Here is a 14,272-nt window from a genome sequence, read left to right as displayed (position 1 = left end):
CTTTGACACCGCAGGAAACAGTAGTGGCGCTGACGCGGCATATCCGGGGCGCGGTGCGTCCCCATCTCGGCGCGTGGCATGGACGGACGATCTCGGGAACGGCGGCGAGCGGCGACGCCACCTTCGCGATCGACGATATCGCCGAGGAAGCGATTGTCTCGTTTATCGAAAAAGAAAAGCTCTCCATCGCCTACTATTCGGAAGACAAAGGGCTGATCGAGTTTGGAAGCTCGCCCGAGGGCGTCCTGATCATCGACCCGATCGACGGCACCCGACCGGCGGTCGCCGGCTTTGAAAGCTGCGTGGTTTCGGTGGCGCTCGCCGACTATACGGCCGACGTCACGATGGGCGATGTGCGCTTCGGCTGCATCCAGGAGATCAAGAGCGACCAGATGTTCCTCGCCGAGCGCGGTAAGGGCGCGCAGTGGATCGGCTCGGACGGCGCCTCGACCGATCTTCGCCTGCTTCCCATTACGGAGATCACGAAAGCCCCGCTCAGCTACGAAATCGTCGCGCGCCCGATCGAATGGATTGCGACGGCGCTGGGCGATATCATCAACGACGCTTCCACCAAAGGCGGCTGCTTTGTCTTTAACTCCACGGCCTTTTCCCTGACGCGCCTGCTGACCGGACAGCTCGCCGCCGTGCTGGATGTCGGCGCGCGGATCCTCAAAGATCATCCGGCGAGCCGCGATCGTTACGTGGAGCTGGGACGGGGCACGCCCATTGGACTCTTCACGTACGATATCGCCGCCGCCGCGCTGATCGCGACCGAAGCGGGAGCGATCGTCACCGACGCGCATGGGAATAGTTTCGACAGCACGCGGCTGCTGGACACAAGCGAAAGCAATTTGAAATCGATTGTCGCGGCCTCCAACTCCACCCTGCATGACAAATTGATGCGGGCGGTCGACGTCGGGGTCGCAAAAATATCTATTGCGGAGAAGGGTTTATGAGCAAGAACTTCCGGCGCTTTGCATGCGCCGGCCTGATCGCGGCGGCGGCCGGCGCGGGGATTTGGGCCTGGATCAATCGGCGGTGGTTTTTAGTCAACGATATCACCACCGGGGAGAGCGTGGATTATCCCGAACTGCGTTCTCGGGTGTACTATGCGGAGCCGGCCACGGCGCTGGTGGCGGCTCAGCAGGCAATGAGGTCGCTGTCCCACTGGCGCATCGTCCATATCGACGACGAAAACGACACGATCGATGCTGAGGTGGAGACCACGGTCGGAAAGTTCCTCGACGACGTCACGCTTTATGTCCAGCCCCAGGGGATTGGACAGATCCGCGTCATCATCCGTTCACGATCCCGCCAGGGTCGCGGCGATCTGGGCCAGAACGCCCAGCACATCCGCGACCTCCAATCGGCGATGGACGCGCGTCTCGCAACATATACGGCAATCTAGCCTTCCGACAGGCGCACCAGCGCCTGTCCGGCGGCGTACTGCACCTCAGCGCTCCGGCTTTGCCGCAGCGTCTCCAGCAGCGCCGCGACCGATGCGTCTTTCGTCCCGCTTTCTCCCAGGGTGATCGCCGCCCACGTCTGAATCTCCGGATTGGGGCTGGCGACGGCGGTCTTTAAGGCTTCGGTGGGCGCAATTCCCATGCGCGCCAGAACGCGGCTCGCATTGAACGCGGCCGGCGCCGGCCGGGAAAACTCCGCGATCAGAGGCGGGATGGCGGCGGCAGTCATCGATCCATTCAGCAAAGCGTCCCCCGCCGCGCCCGAAACCTGAACGTCGGGATCCTCCAGGGACGCGACCAGCGCGGGGACAGCCTCGGCGCGGCTCAATCTTCCCAGACCAATCACCGCTCCCTGGCGAACCGTGGCGGACGGCTCCACGGAGGAGACGTATCTGGAAAGCGCCGGCGCGACTTCCGGAGCGCCGATACCGCCCAGAGCCTGCGCCGCAAGCGCGCGCGATGTCTCGTTCCCGCCGCCATTCAGCAGCGCGAGCAGCGGACCGACGGCTGGAAGCCCGGAGCTCTGCAAGGCGGCGACGGCGCTCAGACGCACCAAATTATCGTCATCTCCCAGGGCTCGGGTCAGTGTTTGAATCGATTGCGGGTCGGTGAACCGTCCCAGCGTCAGCCCCGCCTGGGATCGAACACGGGCGTCATTGGAAGTCTCCGAGAGCGCGGCAATCAGCGTCGGCTCGGAGGTGCGCAAAAGCGCGAGCTTGTCGTCTGACTTCGCGGCGGCGGCATAGTTCGCTTGAACGACTTTGGACAGCGACAGAAGCGCCGCGCGCCGGACAATGGGATTTTCCTGCTTCGTTGCATCGATCAATGCGGGAATCGCCGTGGCCGATCCGGTCGTCCCGAGAAGCTCGGCCATCTTCGCGCGAAAGCTCATATCGGGATCGGAAAGCCGGCGCACGGCGTAAGGCACGGCCGCATCGCCCAGCTTCCCAGAAACGGACAGCGACGTATCCTGCTCATCCGAGTTCTTCACCAGAGCGTCCACGGACTTCGCCACGGTATCGCCGCCGATCTTGGCGAGCGCGTCACCGGCGGCGCCGCGCGCGTCCGGATCGCCGTCGCCCAGCTTCTTGACCAGGACCTGCAAATTCTCCGGCGACTTTTGTCCCAGGAACACCAGGGAGTCCGTCGCATGCCCTTTGACGCCGCCGTCGGCGTCCTTGCGCAGCGCGAACAAGGTCGAAAACGCGACATCGTCGGGAACTCCGCCGGCGATGACAACGCGCTGCGCGGACGCCGACGCGTTTTGCCGCAGAATCAGGCTTTTCGCGTTCTGCGCCTTCGCCGCCTCGTCTTTGTCGGCGTCCGGGGATGTGTTTTGCGTCGCCGTCAGCACATCGGTCAAGTCTTCGGCCAGCATCAGTTCTTTGACAGTGGCGTCGCGCTTTTCCTGGACCGGGGAGCTAAGCTCGTGAACGCGCTGATTCTGCACGCGGCGGCCGTTCGCCACGGAAAGGCCGACGGCGCCCGCCAATCCGACCGCGACAAACAGGGCCACCGGCCGGCGCCTGGGCGCGGCTGTGTCAATCGTCATTCTTGTGTCCTTTCGAGAGACTTGCAAGCCTCATCATAATGGACAGAGCGCTATTTGTCAACAGACCCGAATTCCGCCTGAGCCAGGGCAATCGCGCCGAGGATTCCCGAGCGACCTTCCAGGCCCGGCGAGACGATATATTCCTCGATCCCGCCCAGCAGCGCGTCCGCCTGCAAGTATCCGTTCAGGATCGATTGGAACCGCTCGCGAACCAGTGTCAGGAGCGCCGGGTTGGAGCCGACGCCTCCCCCGACAATGATTCGCTGGGGCGACAGAAGGCACGTCATGTTCACAAGCGCATAGGCGAGGTATCCCGCCTCCAGCCGCCATGCCGGATGATCGGGCGGCAGGCTTTCGCCCGGAGCCTTCCAGCGCGCCTCGATCGCCGGGCCCGACACGAGACCTTCCAGACAATCGCCATGGAAAGAGCAGGCGCCGCCGAAGGTGTCGCTGGGATCGCGCGGCACGAACATATGGCCGAACTCAGGATGCAGCAAGCCATGCGCGAGCTGTCCGTTGACCATCGCGCCGCCGCCGAACCCCGTTCCCACGGTCAGATAGATCGCATCGGTCAGCCCCTGCGCCGCGCCCCACTTCACTTCGCCCAGCAAGGCTGCGTTGACATCCGTATCCAGAGCTACGGGCAGGTCCAGCGCCGACTTCACCGCGCCGACAACATCGGCGTTGCGCCAGCCGACCTTGGGCGTCGAGGTGATAAACCCATACGTCGGGGAATTATGGTTGAGATCGACCGGCCCAAACGAACCGATACCGATCGCCTGGAGTTCCCCCTGACGCTGGAAGAACTCGATGCAGCTGCGCAGAGTCTCCTCCGGAGTGGTCGTGGGAAAGCGCTGGAGCGCCCGGATATCGTCCGGCCCAGTCCCTACGGCGCAGACCCATTTGGTCCCGCCGGCTTCAATCGCTCCGTATGGAACGGCGTCGTTCATCATCGTCTTTTCCTTTGTGTTCGGTGAATGAGAAATTTTTTAAACGCCCGGCGACATGAGGCGGGCGATTGTCACAATCATCAGCCGCCATATCGGGTTCGGGCCTCTCCTCGCAGGAAATCCCTGTCCCAGCGTCGAACTCTCTCCCCGTTATGAGTTTAAGAATTGCAATTTTAGTGTCTGGCCGCCACGGGCGCGGCAGCAACATGCAGGCGATTGTCGATGCGTGCCAGGACGGCCGTATCGATGGACAGATCGTCACGGTCATCGGCAACTTCGCCTCGTCCCCGGCGCTGCATCGCGCCGCCGGCATCGGACTTCGCACCGCGACGGTTCCCTCCCCGAAGGGATCGACCGATCACGACGAGCATCTTTACAGCGAAGCGCTTCTCGCGGAGCTTCGCGCCGCCGACGCCGAGCTGATCTGCCTGGCGGGATATGTCCGAAAGCTCCCAACCGCCATTGTGAGCGCTTACCCGGGCCGTGTGATGAATATCCACAACGCGCTGCTTCCGTCTTTTGGCGGCAAGGGCATGTACGGCGGCCACGTCCATCAGGCGGTGATCGACTACGGCGTCAAATTCTCGGGATGCACCGTGCATTTCGTCGACGAGAATTACGACAGCGGACCGATCATTTTGCAGGAAACGGTCCCGGTGGAAGATGACGATACGGCGGAGACGCTCGCGGCGCGCGTGCTGATCGCGGAGCATCGCAGCTATCCGCGCGCGGTCGCGCTCTTCGCCGCCGGCAAACTGCGCATCGAAGGACGCCGCGTGTTCACCGCCAAATAGCTCTGTCCACACGTTCATGGAAGATCAGGCGCGGCTGCTCGTATCGGACGACTTCGCCGCGCCGTTTTCTTCGCTCCCCTCGGATCCTTCCGCCGGCGCCGCGTACGGCGCGATCTTCACTTCCTGAATCCGTCGCCCGTCGGTCCGCTTCACCGTAAATTCCCAGTCGCCGTCGACGACGGTTTCGCCTTCCACCGGCTGATGGCCGAAGAGGCCGAACACGAAGCCGCCAAGCGTGTCGAAATCATCCGTCGGCAGTTCTAGGTTGAGCTCTTCATTGACATCGTCGAGCGCCATACGGCCGTCGAGGATGGCGACGCCCTCCTCCACGCTGCGCACCATCGGAATTTCGACATCGTACTCGTCCTTGATCTCCCCGACCAACTCCTCCAGCAGATCTTCAATCGTGACCAGGCCGGCGGTGCCGCCGTATTCGTCCTGGACAATCGCCAGCTGTATATTCGAGCGCCGGAACTCCTCCAGCAGTTCGTCCACCCGCTTGTTTTCCGGGACGATCAGCGGCGTGCGCGCGACGCTTCGAAGCACGACATCGCGGCGGCCCTGCGCCAGATACGGCAGCAAGTCCTTGGCGTGGATGATCCCGACGATGTTGTCGATATTCGACTCATAGACGGGAATACGCGTATGTCCGCTGGAGATAATGAGCTGAATGAGCGCCGGGCAGCCGATCGTGATATCCGCCGCCTTGATATCGATGCGCGGCGTCATGACCTGGCGAACATCGGTGTCGCCGAAGGAGATGACATTCTCGATGATCTCCTTTTCGCCCTCTTCGATCGTCCCGGCCTGCGCGCCGGCGTCGAGCAGCGTTTGCAACTCTTGTTCCGTCACCATAGGAGTGGCGAAGGTCGCCGTCAGTCCGAAAGGCTTGACTATCAGATTGGAGAGGCCAAGGGCGATTGTGGCGAGAAAGGAGAACATCACCATGAAGAGCCGGAGCGGGGCGGCCGCCAGCGTGGCGGCGCGCATCGGATAGCGCTGCGCGTAGGCGTACGGCACCAGCTCGCCAACGGTGATGGCGACAAAGGCGGCGGCAAGGGTGAGAATGACCGTCGTCCAGGTAATGTCGTGCGCCCAGCCGCGATGGCGCAGCCAGTCGGATACATCCGGGGAGACGACGCCGGCGATGATCGCCGCCACGCCGAACGAGGCGAGCGTGATGCCAACCTGAGCGGTCGCGAAAACCCGCGCGGGATCGCGGCTGAAGACTTGCAGGTTTTGCGCGGGCGCGTCCGCCGCCCGCTCCGTCACCAGATATTGAAGACGCATATGGCTCACGGTCGCCAGCGCCGTTTTTGCGAGCGTGAAGAAGCCGTTGAGGAGAATGAGAAGAACAACAGAGGCGAGCGCGATGTAATCGTGGGCGTTCATGCAGGGTACGTTGTTGCTCCATCGACCGCGAAAAGCGGGTTTCACGTCGTCACAGCGGCACGCGGACAAAGTAGATCAAGGTCGTCACGAACATTCCGAGAAGGCCGCCGACAATGACTTCCTGAAGCGTGTGGATCTTGCCCTCCACACGGCTTTGCGCGACCAGCAGGGCCAGGCCGATCGCGAGCGCGGTAGTCATGGGATCGGCGGCGCGGTACATGATCGTGGCCGCCAGACAGAACGAAATGGCCGCGTGGCCGCTGACGATCCCGCCGTGCAGGATCGCCCCTTTGCCTCCGATCACCTTGCTGAGCATGACGATGATCAAAATCAAAAGCGTGACCGTGACGATCACATTCATCGGCTGCGGATCGTGATCGATTTGAAGCGACAGCCTCTCGATCCGCCGATCTTTCAAAAAGAGAATGATACCCACGACCACCGCGTTGATCGCCGCGATGAGCACGGCGCCGGCGGCGATATCCTTGGCGAGCTTCGCCAGCGGATGGTACGCCTGCGTCACCATGTCCACCACGCTCTCAATCGCCGTGTTCAGCATTTCCGCGATCAAAACACTGGAGACGACCAGGAATAAGATGGCCATTTCCACACGGTTCATGCGCAGCAGCGCGCTGATCAGCAGCACCAGCACGACCGTGAAGAAGTGGAAGCGCATGTGCTTTTGCGTGCGGAAGGTATGGACGATGCCTTCGACGGCATAGCGGAACGAATCGAGATGGTTCTTAGGACGAGGTACGGGACGCATGCGTGGTGTTTCTGATTGCCTTAATCATAGTCGACAAAGTAGGGATGCTGCGATCCGGGAGGAAGGGCGATTCCCGACGCCGTCAGGACTTCGGCGGAGATATCGCGCATCCGCGCGGCCTCTTCCGCCGTTTCGTCATCATACCCAAGAAGGTGGAGCACGCCATGGATCCCGAGCAAAACGACCTCGTCCTCCATCGGCCAGCCAGCCGCCCGCGCCTGCCGTTCGGCGGTCGGAAGAGAAATGACGATGTCCCCCAAAACGAGATCGTCGTCCTGAGGAAACGACAGCACATCCGTCGGTTTATCCTTGCCGCGATGGGCGCGGTTCAAATCCTGGATAAAGTCGTCGTCGCAAAGAACGATGCTGATCTCCGAATCCTTCGAGGCGTCTTCACGCCGCAACAGAGCTTTTATCGCCGACCTCAGGCTCTTCTTGTACTTCAGCGATGAGTACTCGTTCGTCCGCCGGCTTATCAGTAATTCCATTCTTATCCGTCTTATCCGTTTTGCCCGAAGCTTGTTTCAATGCGTCCGGATATTCAATGCGATTGTGCAGCATGCCGCCGAGCAGGTGCACGAAGGCGTCACGAATCCCGCGCAGGTCGCGCAGGGTGAGATCGCATTCGTCCAATTGGCCGTCGCCCAGGTGCGTGCTGATAATCTGATCCACCAGATCCTCGATACGGCCCACGGTCGGCTTGTCCAGCGTGCGCGACGCCGCTTCGACGCTGTCCGCGAGCATCAGGATCGCCGTTTCGCGGCTCTGCGGCTTGGGACCGCCGTAGCGGAACTGCTGCTCCAGGCCGGGGGCGGCGTCGCCGCCGTCGAACAGTGTCTGCTGGTGGTAGAAGTATCGGATCAGGCTGGTGCCGTGATGCTGGGAAATGAAGTCCTTGATGACCGGCGGCAGATTTTCTTCCTCCGCGATCTCCAGACCTTCCTTCACATGAGCCGTCAGGACAAGGGCCGACAGCGACGGGTTCAGCTTGTTGTGGATATTGGAGCCGCCGAGCTGGTTCTCGATAAAGAACTCGGGCCGGCGCATTTTCCCCAGGTCATGGTAGTAAGCGCCGACGCGGCAGAGCAGCGCATCGGCGCCGATCGCCTCGCACGCCGTGACCGCCAGATTGCCGACCATGACGGAGTGGGTGTAGGTGCCTGGCGCAAGCTGACAGAACTTTTGCAGCAGCGGCCGATTGGGATCCGAAAGCTCCAGCAGCCCCAGATGCGTCGTGATGCCGAAGAGACGCTCGAAAAGCGCGGCGCCCAGCGAAAAGAGCGCCACGGACATGACGCCGGACCCGATCGCCCAGAACGCGGCGCGCTGCATGTCCGCCCAGGCGTCGTTTTCAATCTTGCCGACCACCAGCGAAAGCGCGACATTGACGAGGCTGAGCGCGGCGGCGGCGCGAACGACGTCGCTGCGGCTACGAATATCGGAGACGGCGTAGATTCCCACCAGCGTGGAGAGCAGCGTCATGATACAGAAGCGCAGGTCGTCGCCCAAAATAAACCCGGACTGCGCCGCGAGCAGCGCCGTAATCAGCAGCGCGAGCCGAGGATTCACCAGCGCCGAAATCAGCATGCCCGTCGAGGCGACGCAGAGCATGCCGACATATCCATATTGTGATCCGGAGAGGCGCACGCCCAGAATGGTGTCGCCAAGCTTCAGTCCGAGGATACAGAGTACGACCAGGACGCTCAGCAGGACCAATGTCTTCGTCGAAACGTACACTCGCGGATAGTAGCGCGACAAATAAAGGCAGACCAGGCTCAGCAGCATCGTCACCAGCAGAGAAACACAGGCGATCATCATCGGATCGAGCCTGGGGTTTTGCAGTCCGAGAGCGCGCAGCTTGTCGACGGTCGCGGTCGTCACCGTTTCGCCGCGCCGGACCACCAGGTCTCCGGTGAAGATCCGGTTGATCTGAGGAGCGACAAGGCGCCGTTCGGCGTCGCGGGCCGCTTCCGTCCGGCGGTCGTCGCGCGCGCGGTTGGGATGCACCGCCGAGTTGGCGAGACGCGTCACGGCCGGTAGATAGGACCTGGGCAGCATCGAGGCGGAGATCTTTTCCGCGACTTCTTCCTGGGCGCGCGAAAGATCGGCGGGATGATCGTCGCGAATTTCGTTCTCCAGGGCGTCGTGGACAGCCGAGCGCATCACGCGCTCCGCCTGATCGATATGGTAGCCGGCGGTGGCGTCCTGAAGCAGCGGCGCCAGCAGCGAAGGCGTCGAAACCATCACGCCGACTTCCTGACGCAAAATCGCCGCGACATGCGGCGCGCTCGGCGCGGCGGCGGACCGCTCGCGGCGCAAATGCGTGAAGATGTCCTGAATCGTCTGATCGGACTCGGAGGCGGCGTACGGGACCGATGTGTAGGCGACTTCGGCGCGCGCGGCGGCTTCATCTCGCAGCTGCTGGGTCGCGAGCTGATCCACATAGCTCGTGGTTCGCTGCGCGCGAACGTCGATATCGCTCACGTCGCCGACATGCAGGGCGACTTTATCGGGAAGTAAGTGCAGAGAAAGGAGTGCGGAAAGAGTGAGGAGGGTGATGAAATAAAGCGCGATTCGCCCAAAATTGAATGCGGGACGCACTTGAGGCGCGCGTCGTCCGGGCTTGCGCGATTTGACGCGAGCGGGAGTATCCGCGTGGCGCAGCGACAGACGGGATCGTCCGGTGCGCGAGAATGTAAAGGAATGTCCGGGTTCTTTTGCCATGACAGCACAGGGGAAGGTCGAAAGAGTTCGCGGAAAAGAACGGCGCGCGCATTTGTGGTGCGCGCGCCGTTCCGCAGAAACTAGTTCTTCTCTTTGTCTTCGTTCTTGCTACGCTTGCGCCGCGCAGCGGCTTCCGCCTTGCGCTTCTTGTCGCTGGGCTTCTCGTAATGCTCGTGCTCACGAGCCTCCTTGAGAATTCCAGTCTGCTGAATTTGCTTCTTAAAGCGCTTCAGCGCGCTGTCGAGCGACTCATTAGGCCGCACCTGAACCTGCGTCAAACACAATCCCCCCTCTGCAATAACGTTCTTCTAACGTCGACAACAATTCTTGACAACGGCGTATTATACCACCCTAATGAAAGCCCTGTCAATCGGAGGCGAAAACATGGAATAAAACCTTGCGGAATCGTCCGTGGTGTTCTTTTCATCTTTTCTTCACGTTTTCGAAGTATAAATGGATCATAAAGGAACCAATGGAGTAGAAGGCGCGTTTTATTATTGTCGACGAAATCCCGAAAAATACGCGAACCGGGAACTTCGTTTCACCAGGTTTCGTATTGGGAAGAGAGGACGCACACAAATGGCAGAAATGATCGACGCCGCAGCGACACCGCAGAGTCTCGCCGGCGCCGCCCAGGGGCAGGTTGAACGCCGTCATGAATTCGACCGCCTTGTTCAGCGCTATCATAAACACGCATATAATATTGCTTATCGTATGACCGGCAACCACGCCGACGCTGAGGACCTCACTCAGGAGGCGTTTGTCCGCGCGTTCCGATTTTTTGGCAATTATCGCCGGGACTGGCCGTTCGACAACTGGCTTTACAAGATCATGTCGAACCTGTTTGTCGATGATCTGCGACGCAAACCGAAGGCGCGCCTACAGTCTCTGGATCAGCCGCTCGATATGGGCGGACGCTCGGACGATGTTTTTCTGGAGATCCCCGACGCCGCCTCCAATCCGGAGCGGATGGTAATGTCCGATGAGCTGGACGAACATATCCAGCGCGCGCTCAATAGCCTGCCGGCGGATTTCCGCATGACGGTGGTATTGGCGGACATCGAAGGCATGTCCTATGAAGAAGTCAGCGCGGCGATGCGCTGTTCGCTCGGCACCGTTCGGTCCCGCCTGCACCGAGGACGCAAGCTGCTTCGGCAGAAGATCGCGCAGTTCCAGGTGGAGCGCAAGCTTGCGGAGGCGCATTGAGCGAAGTTCAACCATACCACGTTGATCGACGAGGAGTGTTTCCCCTGTGAATTGTCGCAGAACACGAGAGCTGCTATCTCCCTATTCTGATGGCCGATTGACAGGTGTTCAGATGCTGGAGGTTGCCCAGCATATGGAGCGCTGCTCCGCCTGTCGTGAAGAATATCACGTCATCCAGGAAGTCAAAGTCCTGCTGCGGGCGGTTTCCCGCCCGCAGCCGACCAGCGCTCTGGAGTATGAGATCCGGAAACGCATTGCGACGGAAGAAGCGATCTCGCAGATCAATTTGTGCCTTTCGTTCTCCGTTCGTCCGCAGCGGGCGAAACGCCTGGCTACGGCCATGGCGCTCTCCTGCATCAGCGTTCTGGCCGTTGCGGCTCCGTTCGGGGCCGGCACGCTGGCGCTGACCTATTCACGGCAGCCGGACAAGCACATGCCCTTCACTGTGGCGCTCACTCGGCGCGCACCCACTCCTCTGCTCAGCGTCTCCGACCCGGCGAGCGGCGATATCTTCGCCAGCCCCACCGTCCCGATCATGCATCTGGATCGCGGCATCGAGGCGCGCCGAGATTACGGTCAAGAGGGATATGGCTTGATGGTCTCTCAGAATCCCGGATACGCCTCGTTCGCCGAACAGCAGTTCAGCAGCTTCGGCGATCCACGGGCGTATTCCCGTAATCGTCGATGAGAATGACGACACCGCCCCGGCGCAATGACGCGCTGGGGCTTTTTCTATTGTATGAGAGTCGCACTTTGCGCAAGACGGGTATAATTCCGATTCAGCATCCGTCCGCAATGATTGCATCAAGGAGATGTGAATGATTTTCGTCAGCCGCCCACGACGCCGGGGGAATATGCTCGCAGCGAGCGCCCTGATGTTGACACTGTCCGCCCCCGCCGGTCCTCTGCTCGCCGCTCCGGCGAAGCCGGCGGGGACGATCCCGCCCCCACCCACGTCGCCGGAGCAAAAGTCGCTGCTGCTCGATATGCAGGACGCCTTCACGAAGATTGCGAAAACAGTCGAACCGAGCGTCGTCAATATCAAAGTGGAGCGCTTCCGCAGCGTGGACGCGACGGATTTCGGCATGTCGCCGGATCAATCGCCTGGAGACGGTCCCGATACCCCCGATACTCCGACCACGCCGGACGCTCCCGTGAAGCCCGGCGCGCCCGCGCCGCCGACCGACAAGAGCGCGCCGAAATCCGGCGCGCCGGAGACGCCCAAGAAGCCGAAGCCCCAGACGCCGTCCAAAGGCCCGGCGGCTCCGCCGTCCACGGGAACCCCGGGCGCGCCCCCGAACTCTCATCCTTTGACGCCGCGCACGCAGCGGCGCTTTGAGGCGACGGGATCCGGCGTGATCGTACGCCCCGACGGCTATATCCTGACCAACGACCACGTCGTCGACGGCGCCGCCAACGGCATGGTGACGGTCACCCTCTCCGATGGCCGCCAGTTCAAGGGGAAGGTCTATCCCGACTACCGCAGCGACCTCGCCGTCGTGAAAATCGATCCCGGCAACGCCAAGCTGCCCGCCGCCCAGTTCGCGGACTCGGGGCAGGTCCAGCCCGGCCAGTGGGCCATCGCCGTCGGCAGCCCATTCAATCTGGAAAATACGATGACGGTCGGCGTCATCAGCGCCCTGGGCCGCCACCAGCGCATCCCGGGAGAAACCGCCGGCTCCGGCCGGTACTATCCCGACCTGATCCAAACGGACGCGGCGATCAATCCCGGCAACTCCGGCGGTCCCCTCTTCAACATTGACGGCAATGTTATCGGCATCAACGTCGCAATCGAATCCCCGGTCGAAGCCAGCTCCGGCGTCGGGTTCGCCATCCCCAGCGCCACCGCGCAGTCGATTATGAACTCGCTGATCACCAAAGGGAAGGTAACACGCGGTTACCTCGGCATCGCCCCGGATGACCTGACCCCTGCCCTTCAGCAGGAGTTCAGCCAGGCGGCCGGCGCCTTTGTCCGCGATGTCCGTGTGGACAGTCCCGCCGGCAAAGCCGGCATTGAAGCCTCGGACATCATCACCTACTTCAACGGCGAGCCCGTCACCGGCGAGGTCAGCCTCCGGCAGGCGATCGCCGACACCGAGCCCGGCAAGTCGATCAAAGTGGCGTATGTGCGCGGCGGCGTCCCGCTCGTCACCAACGTCACCCTGATCCCCGCGCCGCCCGTTCCCGGCGAAGTGCCCAGCGCTTCCGACGTCACCAACCCGGCGACCTCCAAGCTCGGCCTGAGCATCCGCGACATCACCCCGCACGACCGCCAGGAGATGTCTCTCCCCGCGACCACGCAAGGCGTCACGGTTGTCGCCGTCGAGACAAACAGCCCGGCGGAAGCCGCCTCCCTGTCGGCCGGCATGCCGCTCGTCGGCACCGTCATCCAGCGCGTCGGCAAAACCACGGTCAAGAACAAAGTCGACTTCGACCAGGCGCTCAAAGTCATCGGCGACTCCGACTCCTTCACGATTTCGGTAGTCTACAGCGCCGGCGGCGACCTCCATCAAACCGCAGTTACAATCAATCGATAATATTTATCGACGCCCATTGCGAATAAACGCTCCGGCCCCTTGACATCCATCCAGGGGCCGGGTATACTCCTAATCGTAAACGCAAATGACGCGGGGTGGAGCAGTCCGGTAGCTCGTCGGGCTCATAACCCGAAGGTCGTTGGTTCAAGTCCAACCCCCGCTCCCATCTTGGAAGTTAGTTCCAACCTAGAATAAGGAACCTGCGGCAAAATTGCCACTTCGCAGGTTCCTTATTCTTTTTCGTGCATTTCCACACGAACAACCAACGCCTGCATCAACTCTTCCCTCTCATCTTCCGTCGCCGCTTCCCATAGCGTGGTAAAACGAGACCACTCTTTACAGATACGCTCTGCATCCGGCTGCTGACGTCGCGCGACTTCAATCGACTGTTCCAGTTCCCGTTGCTTCATCTCAAGCGGAAGGCGAGTCGCCTCTAAGGACTCCATTTTTTGTAGCAAGGGCCGTAGTTGTCCGCCACCCAGGGCTACTGCCTCCGTAAGATTTTCCAGTTGCTTATCAAGTTCTGCAAGTCGCTTATTGATCGCTGCTAAATCGTCGGCGAGATTGTCTGATTTGGGCAGCCTGGTAATCGCATTCGCAATGAGGTCGCTCATCCAGACCGCCTGTTCCGCCGCTCGGCTGATCTCGCCTAATATAGCGTCGTGAAGTGTCGAGGCATTTACCCTGCGAACTGGGCACCCAACTGTCTGCATCATAAATGAGCGAATGCACTCATAGTAAGATACTGTGCTGGTCCGACCAGGATGGGCAGCAGGCGTCATCCGACAACCACAGTGTGGGCAAAAGACCAAGCCTCGACGGACGTATCTTCCACCCAAGATCTCCACAAATCACTCACTAACAAGTGGCCTCATCGTAAGAAGC

14 protein-coding genes, 1 tRNA gene and 1 pseudogene are annotated in these 14,272 nt (G+C 61.3%); 7 read left to right on the top strand and 9 right to left on the bottom strand.

Translation table 11 applies throughout. The features are described 5' to 3' along the window. The first annotated feature begins 2 nt into the window (after positions 1–2). Positions 3–956 carry an inositol monophosphatase family protein gene (locus tag D5261_RS21395; RefSeq protein WP_165864290.1) on the top strand — a complete coding sequence of 318 codons (954 nt, stop codon included), beginning with the start codon at positions 3–5 and terminating at the stop codon, positions 954–956. Further along, entirely contained in the window at positions 953–1,408 is a 456-nt protein-coding gene (locus tag D5261_RS21390; RefSeq protein ID WP_119322129.1) for a DUF1499 domain-containing protein, read from the top strand. Before D5261_RS21395 ends, D5261_RS21390 begins: the two co-directional genes overlap by 4 nt. On the opposite strand, the gene D5261_RS21385 is transcribed toward D5261_RS21390, so the two are convergent. Next, positions 1,405–3,018 (bottom strand): HEAT repeat domain-containing protein, encoded by a 1,614-nt coding sequence (locus tag D5261_RS21385; protein WP_119322130.1) that lies wholly within the window; start codon positions 3,016–3,018, stop codon positions 1,405–1,407. The two genes, D5261_RS21390 and D5261_RS21385, sit on opposite strands and share 4 nt — an antisense overlap. A gap of 50 nt (positions 3,019–3,068) precedes the next feature. Further along, positions 3,069–3,968 carry an ROK family protein gene (locus D5261_RS21380; RefSeq protein ID WP_435792417.1) on the bottom strand — a complete coding sequence of 300 codons (900 nt, stop codon included), beginning with the start codon at positions 3,966–3,968 and terminating at the stop codon, positions 3,069–3,071. A 152-nt stretch (positions 3,969–4,120) separates the two neighbouring features. Here D5261_RS21380 and purN point away from each other — a divergent pair, with 152 nt between their 5' ends. Then, positions 4,121–4,762 (top strand): phosphoribosylglycinamide formyltransferase, encoded by a 642-nt coding sequence (gene purN / locus D5261_RS21375; protein ID WP_119322132.1) that lies wholly within the window; start codon positions 4,121–4,123, stop codon positions 4,760–4,762. A 24-nt stretch (positions 4,763–4,786) separates the two neighbouring features. On the opposite strand, the gene D5261_RS21370 is transcribed toward purN, so the two are convergent. From D5261_RS21370 to rpsU, 5 genes are all read right to left on the bottom strand, one after another. Continuing rightward, on the bottom strand, positions 4,787–6,154 hold the full coding sequence (locus D5261_RS21370) for a hemolysin family protein (protein WP_119322133.1): 1,368 nt from the start codon (positions 6,152–6,154) through the stop codon (positions 4,787–4,789). A gap of 49 nt (positions 6,155–6,203) precedes the next feature. Beyond that, a complete protein-coding gene (locus tag D5261_RS21365) occupies positions 6,204–6,920 on the bottom strand; it encodes a diacylglycerol kinase (protein ID WP_119322134.1) in 717 nt (238 codons plus the stop codon). A 20-nt stretch (positions 6,921–6,940) separates the two neighbouring features. Further along, a complete protein-coding gene (gene ybeY / locus D5261_RS21360) occupies positions 6,941–7,324 on the bottom strand; it encodes an rRNA maturation RNase YbeY (protein WP_218025629.1) in 384 nt (127 codons plus the stop codon). Continuing rightward, positions 7,314–9,644 (bottom strand): HD family phosphohydrolase, encoded by a 2,331-nt coding sequence (locus tag D5261_RS21355; RefSeq protein WP_119322136.1) that lies wholly within the window; start codon positions 9,642–9,644, stop codon positions 7,314–7,316. The genes ybeY and D5261_RS21355 overlap by 11 nt, the downstream gene beginning before the upstream one ends. Positions 9,645–9,724: 80 nt before the next feature. Then, on the bottom strand, positions 9,725–9,922 hold the full coding sequence (gene rpsU, locus D5261_RS21350) for a 30S ribosomal protein S21 (protein ID WP_119322137.1): 198 nt from the start codon (positions 9,920–9,922) through the stop codon (positions 9,725–9,727). Positions 9,923–10,223: 301 nt separating this feature from the next. On the opposite strand from rpsU, the gene D5261_RS21345 reads away from it, so the two are divergent. The 4 genes from D5261_RS21345 (at position 10,224) to D5261_RS21330 (ending at position 13,553) form a co-directional block, all read left to right on the top strand. After that, positions 10,224–10,850 (top strand): sigma-70 family RNA polymerase sigma factor, encoded by a 627-nt coding sequence (locus tag D5261_RS21345; RefSeq protein WP_218025630.1) that lies wholly within the window; start codon positions 10,224–10,226, stop codon positions 10,848–10,850. Positions 10,851–10,896: 46 nt separating this feature from the next. After that, complete coding sequence (locus D5261_RS21340; RefSeq protein ID WP_119322139.1) at positions 10,897–11,538, top strand: anti-sigma factor family protein; 642 nt, start codon at positions 10,897–10,899, stop codon at positions 11,536–11,538. Positions 11,539–11,668: 130 nt separating this feature from the next. Beyond that, the gene (locus D5261_RS21335; protein ID WP_119322140.1) at positions 11,669–13,387 is read left to right on the top strand and encodes a trypsin-like peptidase domain-containing protein; all 1,719 of its coding nucleotides are present in this window, start codon (positions 11,669–11,671) and stop codon (positions 13,385–13,387) included. 89 nt (positions 13,388–13,476) lie between these two features. Beyond that, positions 13,477–13,553 (top strand) — tRNA-Met (locus D5261_RS21330). 64 nt (positions 13,554–13,617) lie between these two features. On the opposite strand, the gene D5261_RS21325 is transcribed toward D5261_RS21330, so the two are convergent. Further along, positions 13,618–14,001, bottom strand: a complete 384-nt coding sequence (locus tag D5261_RS21325; RefSeq protein ID WP_245992573.1) for a hypothetical protein — start codon at positions 13,999–14,001, stop codon at positions 13,618–13,620. Between the two features lie 39 nt (positions 14,002–14,040). Then, positions 14,041–14,235, bottom strand: a pseudogene (locus tag D5261_RS33515) (recombinase zinc ribbon domain-containing protein); the annotation flags it as partial. Between the last annotated feature and the right edge of the window lie 37 nt (positions 14,236–14,272).

This window comes from Capsulimonas corticalis (assembly GCF_003574315.2).
In the GTDB taxonomy this organism is placed as follows: Bacteria; Armatimonadota; Armatimonadia; order Armatimonadales; family Capsulimonadaceae; genus Capsulimonas; species Capsulimonas corticalis.
This window is presented reverse-complemented; position numbering and strand designations above follow the sequence as displayed.

Bases quoted from the DNA above. Each gene is read 5' to 3' on its own strand.
- D5261_RS21390 (WP_119322129.1), top strand. From the start codon at position 953: ATGAGCAAGAACTTCCGGCGCTTTGCATGCGCCGGCCTGATCGCGGCG.
- D5261_RS21385 (WP_119322130.1), bottom strand. From the start codon at position 3,018: ATGACGATTGACACAGCCGCGCCCAGGCGCCGGCCGGTGGCCCTGTTT.
- D5261_RS21380 (WP_435792417.1), bottom strand. From the start codon at position 3,968: ATGAACGACGCCGTTCCATACGGAGCGATTGAAGCCGGCGGGACCAAA.
- purN (WP_119322132.1), top strand. From the start codon at position 4,121: ATGAGTTTAAGAATTGCAATTTTAGTGTCTGGCCGCCACGGGCGCGGC.
- D5261_RS21370 (WP_119322133.1), bottom strand. From the start codon at position 6,154: ATGAACGCCCACGATTACATCGCGCTCGCCTCTGTTGTTCTTCTCATT.
- D5261_RS21365 (WP_119322134.1), bottom strand. From the start codon at position 6,920: ATGCGTCCCGTACCTCGTCCTAAGAACCATCTCGATTCGTTCCGCTAT.
- D5261_RS21355 (WP_119322136.1), bottom strand. From the start codon at position 9,644: ATGGCAAAAGAACCCGGACATTCCTTTACATTCTCGCGCACCGGACGA.
- D5261_RS21345 (WP_218025630.1), top strand. From the start codon at position 10,224: ATGGCAGAAATGATCGACGCCGCAGCGACACCGCAGAGTCTCGCCGGC.
- D5261_RS21335 (WP_119322140.1), top strand. From the start codon at position 11,669: ATGATTTTCGTCAGCCGCCCACGACGCCGGGGGAATATGCTCGCAGCG.
- D5261_RS21325 (WP_245992573.1), bottom strand. From the start codon at position 14,001: ATGAGCGACCTCATTGCGAATGCGATTACCAGGCTGCCCAAATCAGAC.